This window comes from Fodinibius salicampi (assembly GCF_039545095.1).
Taxonomy (GTDB): Bacteria; Bacteroidota; Rhodothermia; order Balneolales; family Balneolaceae; genus Fodinibius; species Fodinibius salicampi.
Window position 1 is genome coordinate 369,245 of record NZ_BAABRS010000003.1, and the last position, 17,167, is coordinate 386,411.

Sequence of the window (17,167 nt, forward strand, 5' to 3'; positions counted from 1 at the left end):
TAAATACTACTACATTAATGACTGTTTAGATTATTTCACGCAGATTTTACCAAAGAGTCGGACAAAGCTGGCCTTTATGGCGGACTTGAGTTTAGCCAGATTTTTTGGTGATAAATAATGCATAATGCTGCCCTAATGTATGAATTCAATTAACTGCTGCTTAAATGTGTTCACACAGTTAATTTTATTATATCGATCTATCAATCAGGCCAAATAAATTAAATATTTCATTGGGACGTTTTCACTCTTTTTTTATCTCCTAAATGCTGATAGATTATAGGACAGCAAATGAACTACTCCCTTAGAGGTGCATTACCACTATTATCTGTTTAAAATTCAGTTCACAATCATCGAAAATAATGAAACAAGCAAAATTGGTTGTAATTCTGATTCTCCCATTGCTGGTTTGGGGATGGGCTGCATGTGGCCAGCAAGCACAGCAAAGTAATGGATTTAGCTCTTTTCAGAATAAGAATGATCTGCCCGTTGTACTGCCTGACAGCTCCATAAAGCCGTTGCGGAATCTGGTCAATTCCAAACTTGAGAGCCAACTCCAAAAAACGATTACTGCCAATAAAAAATGGAAACGGCTTGTCAGCCAGAAAAAGATGGCTATCGGCTTAGTTGATCTGCAGGATGTGTACAACATTAAATTTGCCCGCATTAACGGCAACCACATGATGTATGCCGCTAGTCTTCCCAAAATTTCCATTCTGCTGGCTACTATGGATGCCTTTGAAAAAGGGGAAATGGAGGAAACCGACGAGATATATGCAGATTTGAATGCCATGATCAGCAAATCAGATAACCTGGCATCGACCCGGATGATCGACCGACTGAGCTTTAAAAAGATAGAATCCGTGATGACCGATCCACAATACGAGTTTTACGATGAAGATTTCGGAGGAGGCCTGTGGGTGGGCAAGCGCTACGCCAGTGCTGGCCAGCGGTACCCAGAACCAATCAAGGGGCTGAGCCACGCTGCCACCGCTTCCCAAGTCAGCCGTTTCTATTACCTGATGGCAACCGGTCGTCTGGTCAACCCAGAGCGCTCACGGCAGATGCTCGAGATTATGGATAATCCTGCGTTGCATCATAAATTTGTAAATATACTAGAAAAAAAAGCCCCCAAAGCGCGGCTCTTCCGCAAATCGGGGAGCTGGCGGACTTACCACTCCGATTCTATTTTAGTGTGGGGACCGTCCCGGCGCTATATCCTGGTAGCCATAGTTGATGACCCAAACGGTGAAAAGATCATTCGCCAGCTAGTTGAACCCGTGGAAGGGGTGCTAAATGATTATATAAAATCACGGAATAATTAGATTATCCTCGCCTACTACTTCAAAAATTGATTGGAGACAACGTTGATCAAAAAACTGCTTCGGAATTTGTTTGATATCCGTGAGGGAGAGTACCGGACGGCCTTTCTCATGCAGCTTAATATCTTCCTGTTAATTTCCACTCTGCTGATTGTCAAGCCAGCTGTTAATGCACTGTTTCTTTCAAAATTTGGGGCAGAGCGGTTGCCGGAAGCGTTTATCTTGGTGGCTGTTGCAGCCCTTCTGATTTCAACCCTTTATGCGCGACTACTGGACCGGTTGTCCCTCAATAAAATTATTGAGGGAACGCTTGTTATCTCCTTTGTCGCTCTGGTGAGTTTTGTAATTCTCCTTCAGTTGAATGTTCCCGACGGTTTGATTCTGTACCTGTTTTACGTTTGGACAGCCATTTTTGCGGTACTGGCCGGTTCACAATTCTGGGTGCTTGCCAATCTTGTCTATAATGTACGGGAAGCCAAAAGATTGTTTGGTTTTATCGGCTCCGGTGCCATTGCAGGTGGAATTTTCGGGGGATACCTAACTTCGGTGCTGGCCCCGGTAATCGGCAGCGAAAATGTGCTTTTTTTAGGTGCCTCACTGCTGTTGATCTGTATTCCGGTTAGCCGGACTATCTGGACCGAGAATGTCAGTCACTTATCACTGTACCGACGCAAAAAACGATTCCAGGGCATCGGGGAGCATCCTATCAGAACCATTATAAACTCTCGGCACCTGACTTATCTGGCATGTATTATCGGTATTAGCGTAATTGTAGCAAAGCTGGTTGATTTTCAATTCAACGACATGGCACACCGGGCCATCACCGATCCCGACGAGCTGGCGGCATTCTTGGGATTCTGGTTTTCCAATCTGAATTTACTATCACTTTTTGTCCAGCTTTTCTTTACTGCGAGGGTGGTTGGTACGCTCGGGATAGGTATCTCCCTGCTGTTCCTGCCACTCGGAATTTTGCTCGGAGCAACAACACTCCTCATCTTTCCTGAACTATGGGCAGCTGTACTGTTAAAAACGGCCGACGGCAGCCTCAAACAATCGATTAATAAATCTGCCACAGAACTGCTAGCTCTTCCTATTCCCCAGGACATCAAGAATAAGACCAAAACATTTATTGACGTCGTAATAGACAGCACGGCAACCGGGGTGGCAGGGGTGCTCTTAATATTTATCGTAAATGCTATCGACTTCTATTCGTGGGTAATTAGCCTGAGCATTATACTGCTGATCGGAGTGTGGATCTATCTGGCTTACAAAGTCAGAATTGAATATTTGAGATCGTTCAAATTACAGGTACAAAATGTATCTAATGAGCAAGATATATCCCAAATAACAGATCCCGATTCTATTTTACAGGGTATTGAAGACGTGCTGAAGGCCGGCTCAGAAAAACAAATTTTGTATATCCTGAGCAAAGTTCAGAATATACAAAGTGATTCCCTCGCGGACCATATTTATCCACTCTTGGAGCATGATTCTCCACAAGTGCGGGCAGAGGCAATAAGAACGCTTTACTTTTTGGGAAGCCAGCACATGGTCGAAAAGATCAGACCTCTGATATACGACCCTTCGTATGAAGTCAAAATGGCCGCTTTTGAGTACCTTTTTGAATATTCATCGGAAGAAACTATAGTTATACTGGACCGCTATTTGGATCACAATAATCTTGAAATATCGGATGCCGCACTGGCAAGCCTGGCGCTTGAAACCCGAAATAATCCAACATTGAAAAACATCTACAAGCTGGAGCAACGGATTGACGAGCGACTGGGTGCATTGGAGCTTTCGTCAGATTCAGATGCATCCCTTTCAAAGGGAGCCAAACTTCGACTGCTGGATATCGTTAGTAATGCGGGCATCTCGGATTATTATTCATACATAGAAACAATGTTGGCACATGAGGACCCAGAGGTAAAGCGGAAAGCAATCCTGAGCGCCGGTAGAACACTCAATCCCGATTTTATCGATCCCCTGATCTCATTCCTGGCAGATAAAAAGTATCTCGATACCGCCCGAAAAGCACTCATCAACTATAACACGCCGGCTATAGACCCTTTTATCTCTGCAATTAAAAACCGGGCCTACCCAATCAGAGCGCTGCGGAATCTGCCCTCTGTAATCGAAAAGTTTGATTCCCAGCAGGCAGTAGTGGCCCTTTTCGATCTCCTTGATGACCAAGACCAGAAGCTGCGTGTGAAATCAGTTCGTGCACTGAACAATATGAAAACCTCACATCCCGAACTCGTTTTCAACAGCAAGGAAATTGCTCGCCACCTTCTGCAGCAAGGGAAGCTCTACCTAGAAACGCTCTCAGCTATGTATGCCCAGATTATCGTTAACTACCGTAGAAGCCAGAAAGAAGGATTACCAGAACAAGAGGATGGGCAGAAAAGAGCACGGCGAGAGCTGATCGATCTGCTGGAAAAAAGGCTGGATATGGATCTGGAATTAATTTTCGGGCTTCTGGAGTTGAAGTATCCCGCTGAGGAGGTTAACCTGATTTACAATGGCGTCCGCAGCAACAAACCCGAGCAGCAGAACAACGCCATCGAGTTTTTGGATAACCTGCTGGAACCCGACCTGAAACGTGTATTGATTCCCGTAGTTGAAATGACCGTGCTGGATTCGGTTTCCGAAGAGGTATTGCGCTCGCACAGACTTAAAATTCCCAGTGAAAAAGAGTGCTTCGAGATGCTGCTGGAGGAAGGAGATCTCCAAATAAAGCTAGCGGTACTAAAATTGATATCCGAGCTGGAGGATAAAAAGTATCTCACTATTGTAAAATCCTATTCAAAAAACAACAATACCCAAGTACGCCAGATTGCGAATAAGGCACTCAGCAAAATACTTGAAAGGTAGAACAATAGGATCTTTACCAAATGCTTAGCTATATAACAGGAACCTCTCCGACACTCAGTTCTTGTAGACAACTAGATTACACCGGACGCGGAAGGTACCAACAGGTACTACTTAATAAGCCTGTCAATCCTGGTTGCAAGTGTGTAGTGATCTGAACTTGAATTCTGTCTCAGCACATTTGACATCAACACAGCCAGATAGGTCCGGCCATCCGGATGCTCTACAATGGCTACCGAATTCATGTAATTATAGACGTTACCCATATATTTTCCGCACTTAAAACCTTCTTCCTGCTGGCATTTATACAAGCTTCCTGACTTAAAATAGACGGCGGCGTTCGTCAGCGCCGGGGAAGCCGCATACCGGATTCGCCGATCTGTTTGGTACAGGATCCTTTTCATCTCAAGGCTGGATTTTGGATCGACAATTTCACCTTTCTCCATAGAAACCAAGAACTTCATCATGCCCAGTGTAGTGCCGGTACTTCCACCACTCGGAGGCACAATATTCGCTGCCTCACGGGTAAAAAACCGGCCCAACCGCCATTCATTTGTTGTAATCCCAATTGTTCTCAGCGGATCATTGACGATGGAAACAGCGATCTGAGCAAGTTCTTTTTTCGGGGTCGTCTTGAAATATTCTTCCGCTTCCTCCTCCCTTAGACTAGGATATTCTTCTCCGAACGCCCGCATCAGTATGCATTCTCTCCACATAACACTGGCGGCGGCATTGCTGCTGACCGAGATCATGTGGTCGGTCCATTCGTACAGCGAGAATCGGTCATCCTGCCTGACATATCTCCGTTCGTAGTGGCCCGTTTCCGGATTATAGATCGGCACATTATGTTGGTTGGGAATCACCCATCGTCCGCCATACACCTCACGTTCCCTCAGCAGCTCCTGTCGTTTTGTAAAAGAATCGGGATACAGCCGCTCCAGCTCGCTGAAGAGGCCTGCAAGGACAGCCAACTTACCCACACTTCCAGGTTGATATCCCACGTTTTGCTTGCGCTGGGCATACCGGATGGGTCGACCTTCAGTAATATCAAGTATCCCGACGGAATAACTGGGATCAAGCGTGGAGAAAATGGCATCAACTTCTTTTTGCAGCTCAGGATCAGGAGATAGAATTTCTTGCAGGCTGTCGCCGCGAGATCCGTTGAGCTTTAGTTTGATATCAGCAATCGATTTCCGGGCACCGGGCGGAGGCAGCTCACCCTTAATCTCGCCACTCATAATACGCTCCAGATAGAGTAGTCGTTCGATGCCCGTCTTCTCATATCCATCAATAGGATACGTAGCGGCTCCAATTATGAATGCCAAACAAAAAATAAAGGCAAGGTAGAATTTTATCTGTTTCGTCATCTTTTATAAGGATGTGGAAAGTTTTATTTGTTTGTTCCCGGGGATGTCGGGTGTGATCGATTCCAGGTAGGCGGAGCCCTGTGCTCGTTTGTTCTCTACAAAGGGGCGGATCTGGAACAGCCATAGCTTGTTATCCTTAAAGCCGAGCTCCACGTCATAGGGCCCTTCCGATTCAATACCCGGTGTATTAGGCATAATCTTCTTGATCGAGTCCGAAAAGGCCCGGATATCCCGGATATTCTGCTCGTTCAATATGGGCTGTTCAAAGGTAGCCGCCTGCCGGGCCGTGCCTCCGGTCAACGGTAACCGGTTGTAATACGGCTCCCGCGCAGGTGACAACAGCACAGCCTCTCCGGATGACTTAAGCAGGTAAGACTCGGCAACCTGCCCGTCAACAGCGCCTCCTGCACCCCGACTGAAAGCCAGGGTGATCTCATCATTATTTCCGGTCCCGATGCCCTTCGTGATCAGAACACCTGAATAATCTACATCCACGCTGGGTATGATGAGCAGGGAGGGATACACATTTTCCGGGTTGAGCAGGTACTGTTGCCTCCATTTGTAACTTCGTTCCGTGTATGGAGAGGCCCATACATCCTTAATCCCCTGGATAATTTTTTGCTTGTCCACGGCATTGAATACGGTAAGATTGAGTCCTGCTCCAGTAAATTCTTTCAGGTCTTCCATGTTGGTATCACTCCGGATGAAAACGGGCAGCTCTCCCATCGGTTGCCCCAGGATTGACTGGAATTTCTCCTCCAGCTCTTTCCGAAAGTGCGGCAGTAGCTCTATCTTTTTGATAGCCTCCCGCAGCACTTCAAGCTGATTCAATTGGTATTTTTCTATCTCTGGCGCCGGTTCTCCCCGGCTACGCATCTGCTCAGCTGTGGCATATGTATTATTAAGGAATTGCCAGTAACTAACATTTCGACCAGGCATCTCTTGCTCCAAATGTTGGCGGAATATCCCGAATGGAACAACGAGGCCTTCCACCACCTTGTCAGGGAACATCTGTTTCAATTGACCGAGGTTAGCCGCCTTGGGTCCCGATAGTTTGCCGGAATCTCTTGCATTAATATCGCGCAGATTCAAGATAGAGGTCTGGTCGAGCCGAATACTGTCAATTGGCACCCGGATGCGCTCTTCGTTTCTGGCTGTTATAGTAAACAGCGCCCGTTCTTCTTCCGTCATTTTTTCTGCTGGTTTCATTACTACTGTGCCCCGGTTGGAAACCGCATAGAACACCATCTTCCCGGCATGTGATTTAAGTTCCTCCAGGTTTGTGTTGGAGATCACCGCATTGGGGATGCCCAGGTTGCGGGCCAGCAGCTGAACATGAGAAACAAGGTTGCCCTCAGAGACCGTGGCGATCCCTGCAACAGGCTTCATATCCGCTGGAGGCCGTTCAAACAGATAGATTTTGTCTGGGGCAACTTCTAAATCATCCGGATTCCCCTCAACCACTACTAGTTCTCCAAATGCGAAACCGGGATTAAGCCCCCGTATATGTCCTTGGTTGGCTATACCCATCATGCTGTTGTTCAGCCCGGTTTGCTGGGCGATAAAATCTCCGAGCCGGCCCACGCTCTCTCCAAGCGGCAGCAGTACGGACGAACGGATACGGTCATCAATAAAGCCGGTTGCCAGTGGCTCAAAGCCGCTGAACAGTGAAACAACTTCATTATAGGTAGCCTTTACAGTTCCCGTACCCCATTCCACCTGACTTCTTAACGTCTGCAGGTAGTTACTCAGGTTATTCACGGTAATAGTCTCGGCTGCCGGCGGTGCTACATGATCCGAGACCTGCCGCCATTCCCACAGCTCTATGTACCCGGCAGCGGCCGCCGTCCGGCCCAGATAGTACGTTTTGTGTAGCAAGTTTTCCAAATTTTTGGGCTGCCAGCTGGTGGCTTCTTTATAGACTAGTTCCTCCAGTTTGTTTGAAAGATCAAGCAGGGCAATACGGGCACTTACTTTTTTTTCTTCAAGTAGTCCCTCCCGAATTTCAAACGCCATTGAGGACGCTGTAGTAATTCTCGGTCTTGGACTCGTAAGTTGTTCAAGCTTATCGATCTGTGATGACAGTGAAGCTTTTAACTGCGAGGGAGACAGCAAAGCCACTTCTTTCCGCAGCAGGTTGACATCCACCGGCTGGAAAAATTCCCGCATCGTAGAGATCAATTCATCAAATTGTGCTTTGAGCTTTGCAGACAGTTTGTCCGCGTGTTTTTGTTTAAAAGAAATTACATCCTGGATATCTGACGACTCTGGCTGCCCGTGAATTTTTACACGCAAATCCATGAACGCTGGATACTGGTCGGAAATAACCTGCGACTGACTGCGCATCTGCTGTGCTACGTTACTGTCTCCCTTGTGCGGGAGGTCCTTGAGCGCCTGGCGAATCAGAAAATAATGCTGTTGGATCCTTTCGTCATCTGAGAGCAACCATGTAAAAAACTCACGTCCCCATGCCTGTTCATCCTCAGCCTGTATAGCTCCGCGATAGTACTGTGCTTTCCGGAGAATCCATCCGTTGTCGATACTGCGCAGATACTTCTCCAACTGGTATTGCTTGAGCCGGGAATGGTTGTGACCGGAATCCCAAAACGATTGATGGTCGGTGGTCGCTAATATTTGTCCTAAAAAAATGTGATTTGATTTTTGAAGAGCAACCACTTCATCTTTATACCGGGCACGCTGCTTACCGCCCCGCTCGGGGCACCGCTCTTTCGGTGGAACAACTGATCCATCCGGGCAAAACCATCTAAGGTCCTTATAGGGACCTCGCACATCCTGTTTATAGGCTTCAATTCGCTCCTGGATGGACCCATTCTCAACTTTTTGAGCATGGAGCTGACTAGACAAGAAAAAAACCAGGAAAAACAGTAATGCTCTTTTTAGCGTGATTGTCATCATCTAAAGATACTTTTTTATCATTGTTTAAAATACGTAACAAGCTTTATCGTCCTTTGCCTTTTGAGTGTTAACCAAGACAAGCGCTAGATTAATGCACACGGAAGAATTGCAGATTTATACAATATCATTCAAAGACCATTGATAATCAATTCTTAATAAAGAAGTAATGACCTCTCCTTATAAATAAAGATAGGTGCTTGGCAGGGTATTATATAGGCAGAAATACTCCTTTAATAGGACTAAAGTAAATCAACCGCTATAAAAAATTTTTTGCCAATTATATATAAATGACTATAATTTATATATGGAATATCCAAAACTGACAAACAAGCAAAACGACTTCTTTAACTTCCTTGTGCGGTATGTCAGAGAGTTTGAACAGTGGCCTTCCCATCAGGACCTCATGGATGAGTTCGGGTTTAAGTCGCCCCGAAGTATCACGCAGCTGTATGAGGCGCTGATTAAGAAAAATCACTTGGTTAAGGCGGATTGGGGAGAGTATGATTTCCATCCCGTACAGAAGTTTAACCTCAGTGAAAATGAGGAAGACGAGGAGTATGGCATACCCATTGTCGGACTTATTACCGCCGGCGGGATGCAGGAAGCGGTGGAAGAGGATCTGGGCCGGGTAACCCTGAAGTCTATCCTTCCCAACTATGATAAGATGAAGGCGGTGGTGGTTTCCGGGCAAAGCATGCGAGGAGCCGGGATCAATAATGGTGACATTGTGCTCCTGGCCCAGACGGATATCTTCGATGGCGATATCGGGGCCGTACGATATCGCGGAGAAACCAGCCTGAAACGCATCTACAGCACCCCGAACGGGATGAGGCTCAAACCGGCAAATGAAGATTTTGAGCCCATCACCATTGAACCGGGAGAGTTTGAGGAGGTAAATATCATCGGGAAGTATGTGGGCCATATCAATGATAAGGGACTCCACAAAGTGTAGGGTAGCCCGGCTTCTCAATCACCATCTGATCATCCAGCCCATATAACACCTGCCATTCCACGGATGTAAAAATAAACCAACATTTTATTTATCCCATTCTAAGCTCTGGAAAGGGAACAAGCAAAAAGAAAAGGCCAGCCGATCAAGGCTGACCTTTTCTTGTTCTCCCAAAACAAACTTATCACGGATTCTCACGGAAGTAGTGGATAGCTATTTATGGTGACACATATTTCGGCAGTGGAAACCAAGCATATATCGTCGGTGGCCCGTTTCCGGTAGTTATTTACGAAGGGTTAACTCTTATTTATTAAGATAATAATTCATCCCCTTCGAAGAGTTAAATAACACTCCAAAATTTGTATCAATATCTTCCCTCAGAATTTTCTCCGGACGGATCTACGAAATCAATTCTTTATTAACATGCTCCCACTGCCTTTCACATCAGCTTTTTCAAATTCTAACTTGAATTGTGTTCCATTGACATTCGAAAAGTGAACCTCCCCCTCCAATTGCTGCTTTAATAGATTGATCAGCGTCATCCCGATCGTTGATGCTCCCTCTTCTATGATATTATCCGGAAATCCCACACCATTATCTGTAATTTCGACCACTACATTGCTATCCTCTTCATATAGCTGAATGGCAATCTCTCCTTTCTTTTGATGATTAAATGCATGCTTATAGGCGTTGGTAACCACTTCGTTTACCATCAGAGCACAGGGGATTGCTTGATTAATATTCATTGGCACTTGCTCTACTTGCAGATCTACCGTAATCTGTTTTCCGGTATTAAATATTTCCTCTAGGTTATGGAGCAGCTGTTTTACATTTTCTCCAAAGTTCAAATGCGACAGGCTTTCCGAACTATACAGTAACTCGTGGATGGTAGCTATGGTTTGAATGCGTTGCTGGGCGGACCGAAGTGCTCCCTGCAGGTCGGTATCCTCCGTTTCCATTGCCTGCAGCTGCATCATGCTGGTAACAATGGCTAAGTTATTTTTCACCCGGTGGTGAATCTCAGCCAGAAGTGTCTCCTTTTCAGTAAGGGATTCTTTTAGCTGCTTCTGGTAGGCAATCTGTTCGCTAAAATCCATGGCTTCAATAAAGATGCCATAGACCTCTCCCTCTTCATCAAATAAAGGTGCAAATAGAAGATTAAAGATATATTGTTGTTTAGCTCCCTTTTTTCCTTTGTCAATGTGTACGGGATCTCCAAAACCTAAATAGGGCTCCCCGGTTTGGTAAACTTTTTCCAACAGATCTATATAGCCCTGCTCCTTGACCTCTGGAATGACATCGATGACGGGCTTGCCAATGATGTCTTCCTGTCCCACCACCTGGCGGTAGGCCTTATTGGCTATCACATAGCGGAGCTTCGGGCCTTCCAACAAGCACTTGGGAGAGGGGGCTTCTTCGAACATCTCCTTTAGCTTGTCCCGATCCGCTTCGGCTTTCTTTCGCTGGACCTGTTCTTCTTGCAACAAGGAATGTAGCTGCTCTTCGAGGTCTTTTTTCTTCGTGATATCTAAGCCGGTGCCAATAATATATGTGTGACCACTTTGCTCCAGTCGCTCGGCGTTAAACCGGTAGATAGCGGTGGTTCCGCCTCCTGTCTTTAAGGTTAGCTCAAACACCCGATATCCTTCTTCAAGAACGCCTCGAATTTCTTCCGGTACTTTTTCCTGGTCGGATTCATGCACAAACTCAGCGGCTGATCGCCCGATGATTTCGTCAGCAGGAAGATCAAATACTTCCAAGGCATGGTCATTAAATCGCACCACACGGCCCTGGTGATCCAAGACGTAAAACACGCCCGGCAAACTATTCAGGACAGCCTCGGTAAATTCCTTCTCGTCCCGGAGGGCCTGTTGCTGCGCTTTTCGGTCGCTGATATCCCGGAAAATTAAACTGGTCCGTTTCTCGCCAGCATAATTTTGAAACACCGAAGTGGTGATCTCCACCGGTATTTTGCGCCCGGATTTGTGGATAAAGTTCAGCTCACCAGCAAATTTTCCCGTTTGGGTACGCTGCTCTAACGCTTTCTCTAACTTTTCATCCCTGGCAACAATGCCCCCTCGACCCCTCTCGGTAATTTCCTGCTCGCTCATCCCCAAAATATCACAGGCCGCCTGATTCGCCTGGAGGATCTCCCCATTGGGATTGGTCAGCATGATGCCATCCAGGCTATGCTTGAAGAGCATTTCATTATTTAGCTGGGATTCCAGCTCACTGGTAAGGTTTTTATACATGGCCAGCTGGTAGTCCCGATCCTTATTATCGAGCGATACCGGATTCCGAACCACCCGAGCATAGACAAATTCACCACCCTTCTTTTGATGCTTCCAGACGCCTTCATCGCCTACGCTCTCGTTATCTACTTGCGCGAGGTATTCTTTTAACTTTGTCACTTCGTCTTCGGGACGCAGGTCAAATAAAGTAAAGGAGAGCATCTCCTCCCGCGAATACCCATAGGTATCAGCCATCGCCTGATTGACCTCCTGTATTGAATAATCCTCCGGGTCATACACCCACATCGGGATGGGGCTATCATGGAAAAACTGATCAAAATTTCTAATATTCATAAACTGCCCTCGCCCCTAATCGTAGCGATTACCCAGATTGTCAATATTCTTTAAAAAGATAAGAAATCCAAGTCATGGATTTCCTATTGCTATATTAACAATCTAAGGGTCAACATATTTACTCAATGAGATGACTTTAGAGACATTCCACACCCTCCAACCAGTTGTATTGCAACTACTTATAGGTATATAAAAAATGTTAGATACTGGCTTGGATTAACCTCGGATCAAAAGACTGAGGATTTCCATGACCATTGTCGTGAAAAATGTACTCAAACAAACTATAAGTTGTTAATATACAATAACTTTGGGCTTAGTTATTCCAATTGGCCAACAAATACATTTCCCTTTTAGGAGCTCTCATATTATCCCCTTTCAAACTGTGCCAGCAAAGCCGGAATCACAATCATGTTAAGTAGGGTAGAACTAATCAGACCGCCCAGAATAACTTGTGCCATGGGCGATTGTATTTCATTGCCGGGTTCTCCGGCGGCCAGCGCCAGCGGAATGAGAGCCAAGCCTGCAGTGAGGGCCGTCATCAGGATCGGATTGAGCCGTTCCATCGCACCCTGTCGGATTGCCTTCATAAAGGATTTACCTTTTTCCCAACGCAGATACTGGTAGTGTGAAACGATCAATATCCCGTTTCGAGTTGCAATACCGAACAGCGTAATAAATCCAACCAGGGACGCAATGGATACGATGCCGCTGGTAAACCATACTATAAAAATGCCGCCGATCAGGGCAAACGGTAGGTTCACCATTACCAGCAGAGCCGTTTTCAGAGAGCTGAACTCCAGGTACAACAGCAGGTAAATGAGCAGGATGGCGACGATACTCAGCAACGAGATAGTGCGGGTGGCCTCCGCCTGACTTTCAAACTGCCCGCCATATTCCACAAAATACCCTTGTGGAAAGTTGACGTTTTCCGAGACATTGGCACTGATCGCATTCACCGTACCGCGCAGATCGCGCCCGGCTACGTTGGCCGAAACCACAATCTTACGCTGCACGTTTTCACGACTAATGGTATTGGGGCCGCTGCGCGACTTGATACTGGCCAGCTCCGAAAGGGGAACTATTATTCCGTCTTCGAGGGTCAGTTCAGCATTGCGCACGGCCTTAATGCTGCCGCGATGCTCCTCGTCATAACGGACCATCAAATCAAACAACTGGTCCCCTTCGATAATCTGTGAGACTGTCTCACCGGCAAAGGCTACATCTATCTTTTCCGACAGGTCGCCTATATTCATTCCATAGCGTGCCAATGCCCGACGGTCGGGCCGAATCTGGATCTGCGGGACGTTCTGCTGCTGTTCAACCGAGAGGTCCACAACACCTTCAATCCCCTCCATCTGACCACGAACTTCCTCAGCTAAGGTTCGCAAGCGGTACAAGTCCGGGCCAAAGATCTTGACTGCAATATTGGCACGCGTTCCCGAGAGCATGTGGTCGATACGGTGGCCAAGCGGTTGCCCAATCGTGATGTTTGTTCCAGAGACTACGTTTAATTCAGACCGGAGTTCTTCAAGGACCTGCTCCTTGGTCGTGCCTTCCGGGATCTCCAAATCGACATTAATCTCTGAGGCGTTAACCCCCTGGGCGTGCTCGGACATTTCGGCGCGACCTGTCCTGCGTGCGGTACTGGTAACCGCAGGGTGGTCTAACAATATATTCTCTATCCGTTGGCCTATTTCATTGGATTCATCCAACCCGGTACCCGGTATGGTAACCGCGCTAATTACCAGCGTCCCCTCGTTGAACTCAGGAAGGAAGGAGCTGCCTAGGTACGGTACCATAATCATTGTCCCCAAAAACAGTACCAGCGTGCCGGTAAGCACACTTTTTTTATAACGGAGTACTGTATCCAACACGCGGTCGTAACCCGATTTAAGCTTTTTGGTGAACCAGCTTTCTTCCAGCTTGCCTTTTGCCGCTTGGCCTGGCAACAAATAGTAACAGAGCACCGGCGTTACCGTCATGGCGATAACCAGGGAAGCCCCGATGGATACGATATAGGACAGCCCCAGCGGTTTCAGCATGCGTCCCTGAAGCCCACTCAAAAAGAAGAGCGGGATAAAGACGATCATGATAATCAGCGTGGCATTAATAATCGATGTCCGAATTTCTTTGGATCCTTCAAACACCACCTGCATAGCTGATTTTTGCTCCGACTCCGGGAGCTTGGCATTCTCCCGAAGCCGCCTGAACACGTTCTCCACATCGATAATTGCATCATCTACAATCACCCCGATAGCAATAGCCATTCCCCCTAGGGTCATGGTGTTGATGGTGATATCGAAAAATTCAAGAACAAATACCGATGTAATGAGCGCCAGCGGGATGGCCGTGAGGGAAATCATCGTCGTACGAATATTGGCCAGGAAAAGAAGCAGAATTATTACCACTAATATAGCTCCATCCCGCAGCGCTTCAATTACGTTTTCAATGGCAAGATCGATAAAGTCTGCCTGCCGAAAAATATGACTATTGATCGTAAACCCTTCGGGCAGGTTTTGCTCAATCTGTGCCAGTGTTTCATCTACCCGTTCGGTTAGCTCCAGGGTATTTATATCTGGCTGTTTTTTAATGGATATAATCACGGCCTGATCGCCATTGACAGAGGCGTCACCTATCTTCTGGGCGGCAGCTATTTCTACATTAGCTACATCGCCAATAGTTATTGGCTGGTTATTGCGTTCGGCCACCACCGATTGCCTGATATCTTCTAACGAGTGAACTCGACCAATACCACGAATGGTATATTGCTGGCTGTATTCCTGGAAATATCCGCCCGAAAAGTTCTCATTGGAGGATTCGGTGGCCTCTAGCACTTGGTCTAAAGTTACATTATATGCTTTCAGCTTGTCGGGATTTACACGGACCTGGTACTGTTTTAACCCCCCGCCAATAGGAACCACCTGGGCCACACCGGGAATAGCCAGCAGGCGTCGCCGGATCTCCCAGTCGGCTGCAGTTCGAATTTCCAGCTCTGAATGCCGGTCGCTTTCTACACTCACCAGCATAATTTCACCCATAATAGAAGTGATGGGGGCCATCACCGGCGGAGGCACTTCTTCCGGCAGGCGATTACTCACCAGTGATAGTTTTTCATTGACGATTTGGCGGGCTTGGTATATATCAGTACCCCATTCGAATTCCACCCAAACGATGGAAAAGCCCTTTGACGTAGCTGAGCGCACTCGCCGCACGCCGCTAGCACCATTGGTAGCCGTTTCGATCGGCAGGGTGACCAGCTGCTCCACTTCCTCCGGGGCCATACCATGCGCTTCGGTCATCACGGTCACGGTCGGAGCCGTGAGATCGGGAAACACATCCACGGGCATATTGACGACCACATACGCTCCGGCGATGAATAAAACTATGGAGGTAACCACGACAACGAGTCGCTGCCTCAGCGATCCTTTAATTATTGCATCTAACATATCAGTACGATTTAACGAATTTGAATTTCAGAGCGTATTTAGTGCGTATGCCCGTGGGAAGGTGCCTCAGACGAAAGTGAAGCCAGCTTCACCTGGTAAGCATTCTCGGTCACCACATGCTCTCCACCATCCAGCCCAGAGGTTATTTCCACCCATCCCCGGTGCTCAATACCGGTCGTAACTCGCTGCTTTCTAAAGGATTCACCGGAGACATGTACATAAACGTTATAGTTGCCTTCCTCCTCAATTAACGCCGACTGAGGAATCGCCAAGACATTCTCTTTGGTATCGGTATTGATATGCACTGTGGAAAACATGCCCAGGGGAAGCCCGTTTTGGGTGTTATCAAGCTCGTAAATCAGGGAAAGCGTTCGGTTCTGCGGATCAACACTGTTGGCACGACTGATTAATCGACCTCCCAGTTCACTGACTTCATACAAGCGGTCATCCCCCTGCACCCGAAAGGCCGCCTGGCCGGCATTGGCAATACGACTTTGCTGGGCAGCGGGAACATGGGCTTTGAGCCACACCTTGGAAGCATCCGCTATGCGGTACAATGGCTGTCCGGCCTCGACCTGCATGCCTGGCGTAACGTACGACTCAACGAGGGTGCCTGTAATCGGAGCTTTCAATTCAAAGCGATATGATTGTGGTGATTCTCCATAGCTATCAACATTCGTTGTATCTATCTGGATCACTTCGCTGATGGTTTGGTAGCGCGTTAATGCCTGCCGGTACTCAATACGGGCTTTTTGAAGTTCGGTCTGCGGGATGGCCTCTTTTGTGTACAACCGCTTGGATCGCTCCAGGTTGGCCTCGGCCAGTTCCAGCTCCGATTGGGCATTAATAAACTGCTGGGCGTAATTGTCGCCGCCTCCTGACTGAATCGCGGGATTCAGTACCACCATCGATGTTCCTTTTTGCAACTGCTGACCTACCACCGGTAAGTTCCCATTTTGGCTGGACAGGATAATACCAGAAAAGGGAGCTGAGACGACCGCCTGGCTGTTTTGGGCCGCCATAATTTCCCCGGTAGCGTCAACTGTTTGCGTAAGCGTTCGCTGTTGCACCTCTTGGGTAGCAAAAGGGATATCCCATTGCTGTTCTTTTAAAAAGGTAATCAAGTTGGGATCTTCCTCGGTATGAGTTTGCGGGATGTCACCGGCTGAGTTATAGACCGGAATGCCATTCACCTGCAGCGTATCATTCACCATTCCCAGAATGATGATCATAAGGTCGTACCGTCCTGCTCGATCAAAAATCACATCAGGACCATAAATACCGGGAACTTGGACTTCTGTTTCGGTGAGGGAACCTTCGTTGCCTCGTTCTGAGCTAAACACGAATTTCACTTCTGATTCAGAAATGGGTTTGAAATCCGACAGTCGGGTCAGATGAACGGCGAAGGTAGCTTCCTGTCCTACAATTAATTCAGGGTATTCCATGAACAGCTCTGTCTTATCTGTCCATTGCGTAATGACACCGGCCCCCTCCAGTTGAGGTTCTCCTTCCTCTTGACCGTGATCTGATTCTCCATCATGGGAATGGCCCTGATCTCCCTGGGCTTGCTGTGCGGGCTGCTCATGAGTATGATCTCCTTCTTCACCATGCACATGACCTTCGTCACTGGCACCTCCGCACCCCGTCATCGCCAGAGCAATACTAAGTATGATTAACGTTATAAGTTGTTTCATTGCATCAAAATTTGTTCGTG

The 17,167-nt window shown here is 47.2% G+C and carries 8 protein-coding genes; 3 read left to right on the forward strand and 5 right to left on the reverse strand.

Features of this window, described 5'->3' with window-relative positions:
• Positions 1-359: 359 nt before the first annotated feature.
• The gene (locus tag ABEB05_RS12740; RefSeq protein WP_265790682.1) at positions 360-1,322 is read left to right on the forward strand and encodes a serine hydrolase; all 963 of its coding nucleotides are present in this window, start codon (positions 360-362) and stop codon (positions 1,320-1,322) included.
• 66 nt (positions 1,323-1,388) lie between these two features.
• Positions 1,389-4,193, forward strand: a complete 2,805-nt coding sequence (locus ABEB05_RS12745; protein WP_265790683.1) for an Npt1/Npt2 family nucleotide transporter — start codon at positions 1,389-1,391, stop codon at positions 4,191-4,193.
• Between the two features lie 107 nt (positions 4,194-4,300).
• Here ABEB05_RS12745 and ABEB05_RS12750 read toward each other — a convergent pair whose 3' ends face one another.
• Both ABEB05_RS12750 and ABEB05_RS12755 read right to left on the reverse strand, forming a co-directional pair.
• Complete coding sequence (locus ABEB05_RS12750) at positions 4,301-5,515, reverse strand: serine hydrolase (RefSeq protein WP_265790684.1); 1,215 nt, start codon at positions 5,513-5,515, stop codon at positions 4,301-4,303.
• A gap of 45 nt (positions 5,516-5,560) precedes the next feature.
• Complete coding sequence (locus ABEB05_RS12755; RefSeq protein WP_265790685.1) at positions 5,561-8,473, reverse strand: PEP/pyruvate-binding domain-containing protein; 2,913 nt, start codon at positions 8,471-8,473, stop codon at positions 5,561-5,563.
• 304 nt (positions 8,474-8,777) lie between these two features.
• Here ABEB05_RS12755 and ABEB05_RS12760 point away from each other — a divergent pair, with 304 nt between their 5' ends.
• Positions 8,778-9,425 (forward strand): LexA family protein, encoded by a 648-nt coding sequence (locus ABEB05_RS12760; protein WP_265790688.1) that lies wholly within the window; start codon positions 8,778-8,780, stop codon positions 9,423-9,425.
• A 404-nt stretch (positions 9,426-9,829) separates the two neighbouring features.
• Here ABEB05_RS12760 and ABEB05_RS12765 read toward each other — a convergent pair whose 3' ends face one another.
• The 3 genes from ABEB05_RS12765 to ABEB05_RS12775 all read right to left on the reverse strand — a co-directional run bounded on the left by ABEB05_RS12765 (position 9,830) and on the right by ABEB05_RS12775 (position 17,147).
• Positions 9,830-12,007, reverse strand: coding sequence for a PAS domain-containing sensor histidine kinase (locus ABEB05_RS12765; protein WP_265790690.1), 2,178 nt, complete (start codon positions 12,005-12,007; stop codon positions 9,830-9,832).
• A gap of 365 nt (positions 12,008-12,372) precedes the next feature.
• Positions 12,373-15,453 (reverse strand): efflux RND transporter permease subunit, encoded by a 3,081-nt coding sequence (locus ABEB05_RS12770; protein ID WP_265790692.1) that lies wholly within the window; start codon positions 15,451-15,453, stop codon positions 12,373-12,375.
• 38 nt (positions 15,454-15,491) lie between these two features.
• A complete protein-coding gene (locus tag ABEB05_RS12775) occupies positions 15,492-17,147 on the reverse strand; it encodes an efflux RND transporter periplasmic adaptor subunit (protein ID WP_265790693.1) in 1,656 nt (551 codons plus the stop codon).
• Positions 17,148-17,167 lie beyond the last annotated feature (20 nt).

Coding starts and splice junctions, on each gene's coding strand:
- ABEB05_RS12760 (WP_265790688.1), top strand. CDS start 8,778: ATGGAATATCCAAAACTGACAAACAAGCAAAACGACTTCTTTAACTTC.
- ABEB05_RS12740 (WP_265790682.1), top strand. CDS start 360: ATGAAACAAGCAAAATTGGTTGTAATTCTGATTCTCCCATTGCTGGTT.
- ABEB05_RS12765 (WP_265790690.1), bottom strand. CDS start 12,007: ATGAATATTAGAAATTTTGATCAGTTTTTCCATGATAGCCCCATCCCG.
- ABEB05_RS12770 (WP_265790692.1), bottom strand. CDS start 15,453: ATGTTAGATGCAATAATTAAAGGATCGCTGAGGCAGCGACTCGTTGTC.
- ABEB05_RS12755 (WP_265790685.1), bottom strand. CDS start 8,473: ATGATGACAATCACGCTAAAAAGAGCATTACTGTTTTTCCTGGTTTTT.
- ABEB05_RS12775 (WP_265790693.1), bottom strand. CDS start 17,147: ATGAAACAACTTATAACGTTAATCATACTTAGTATTGCTCTGGCGATG.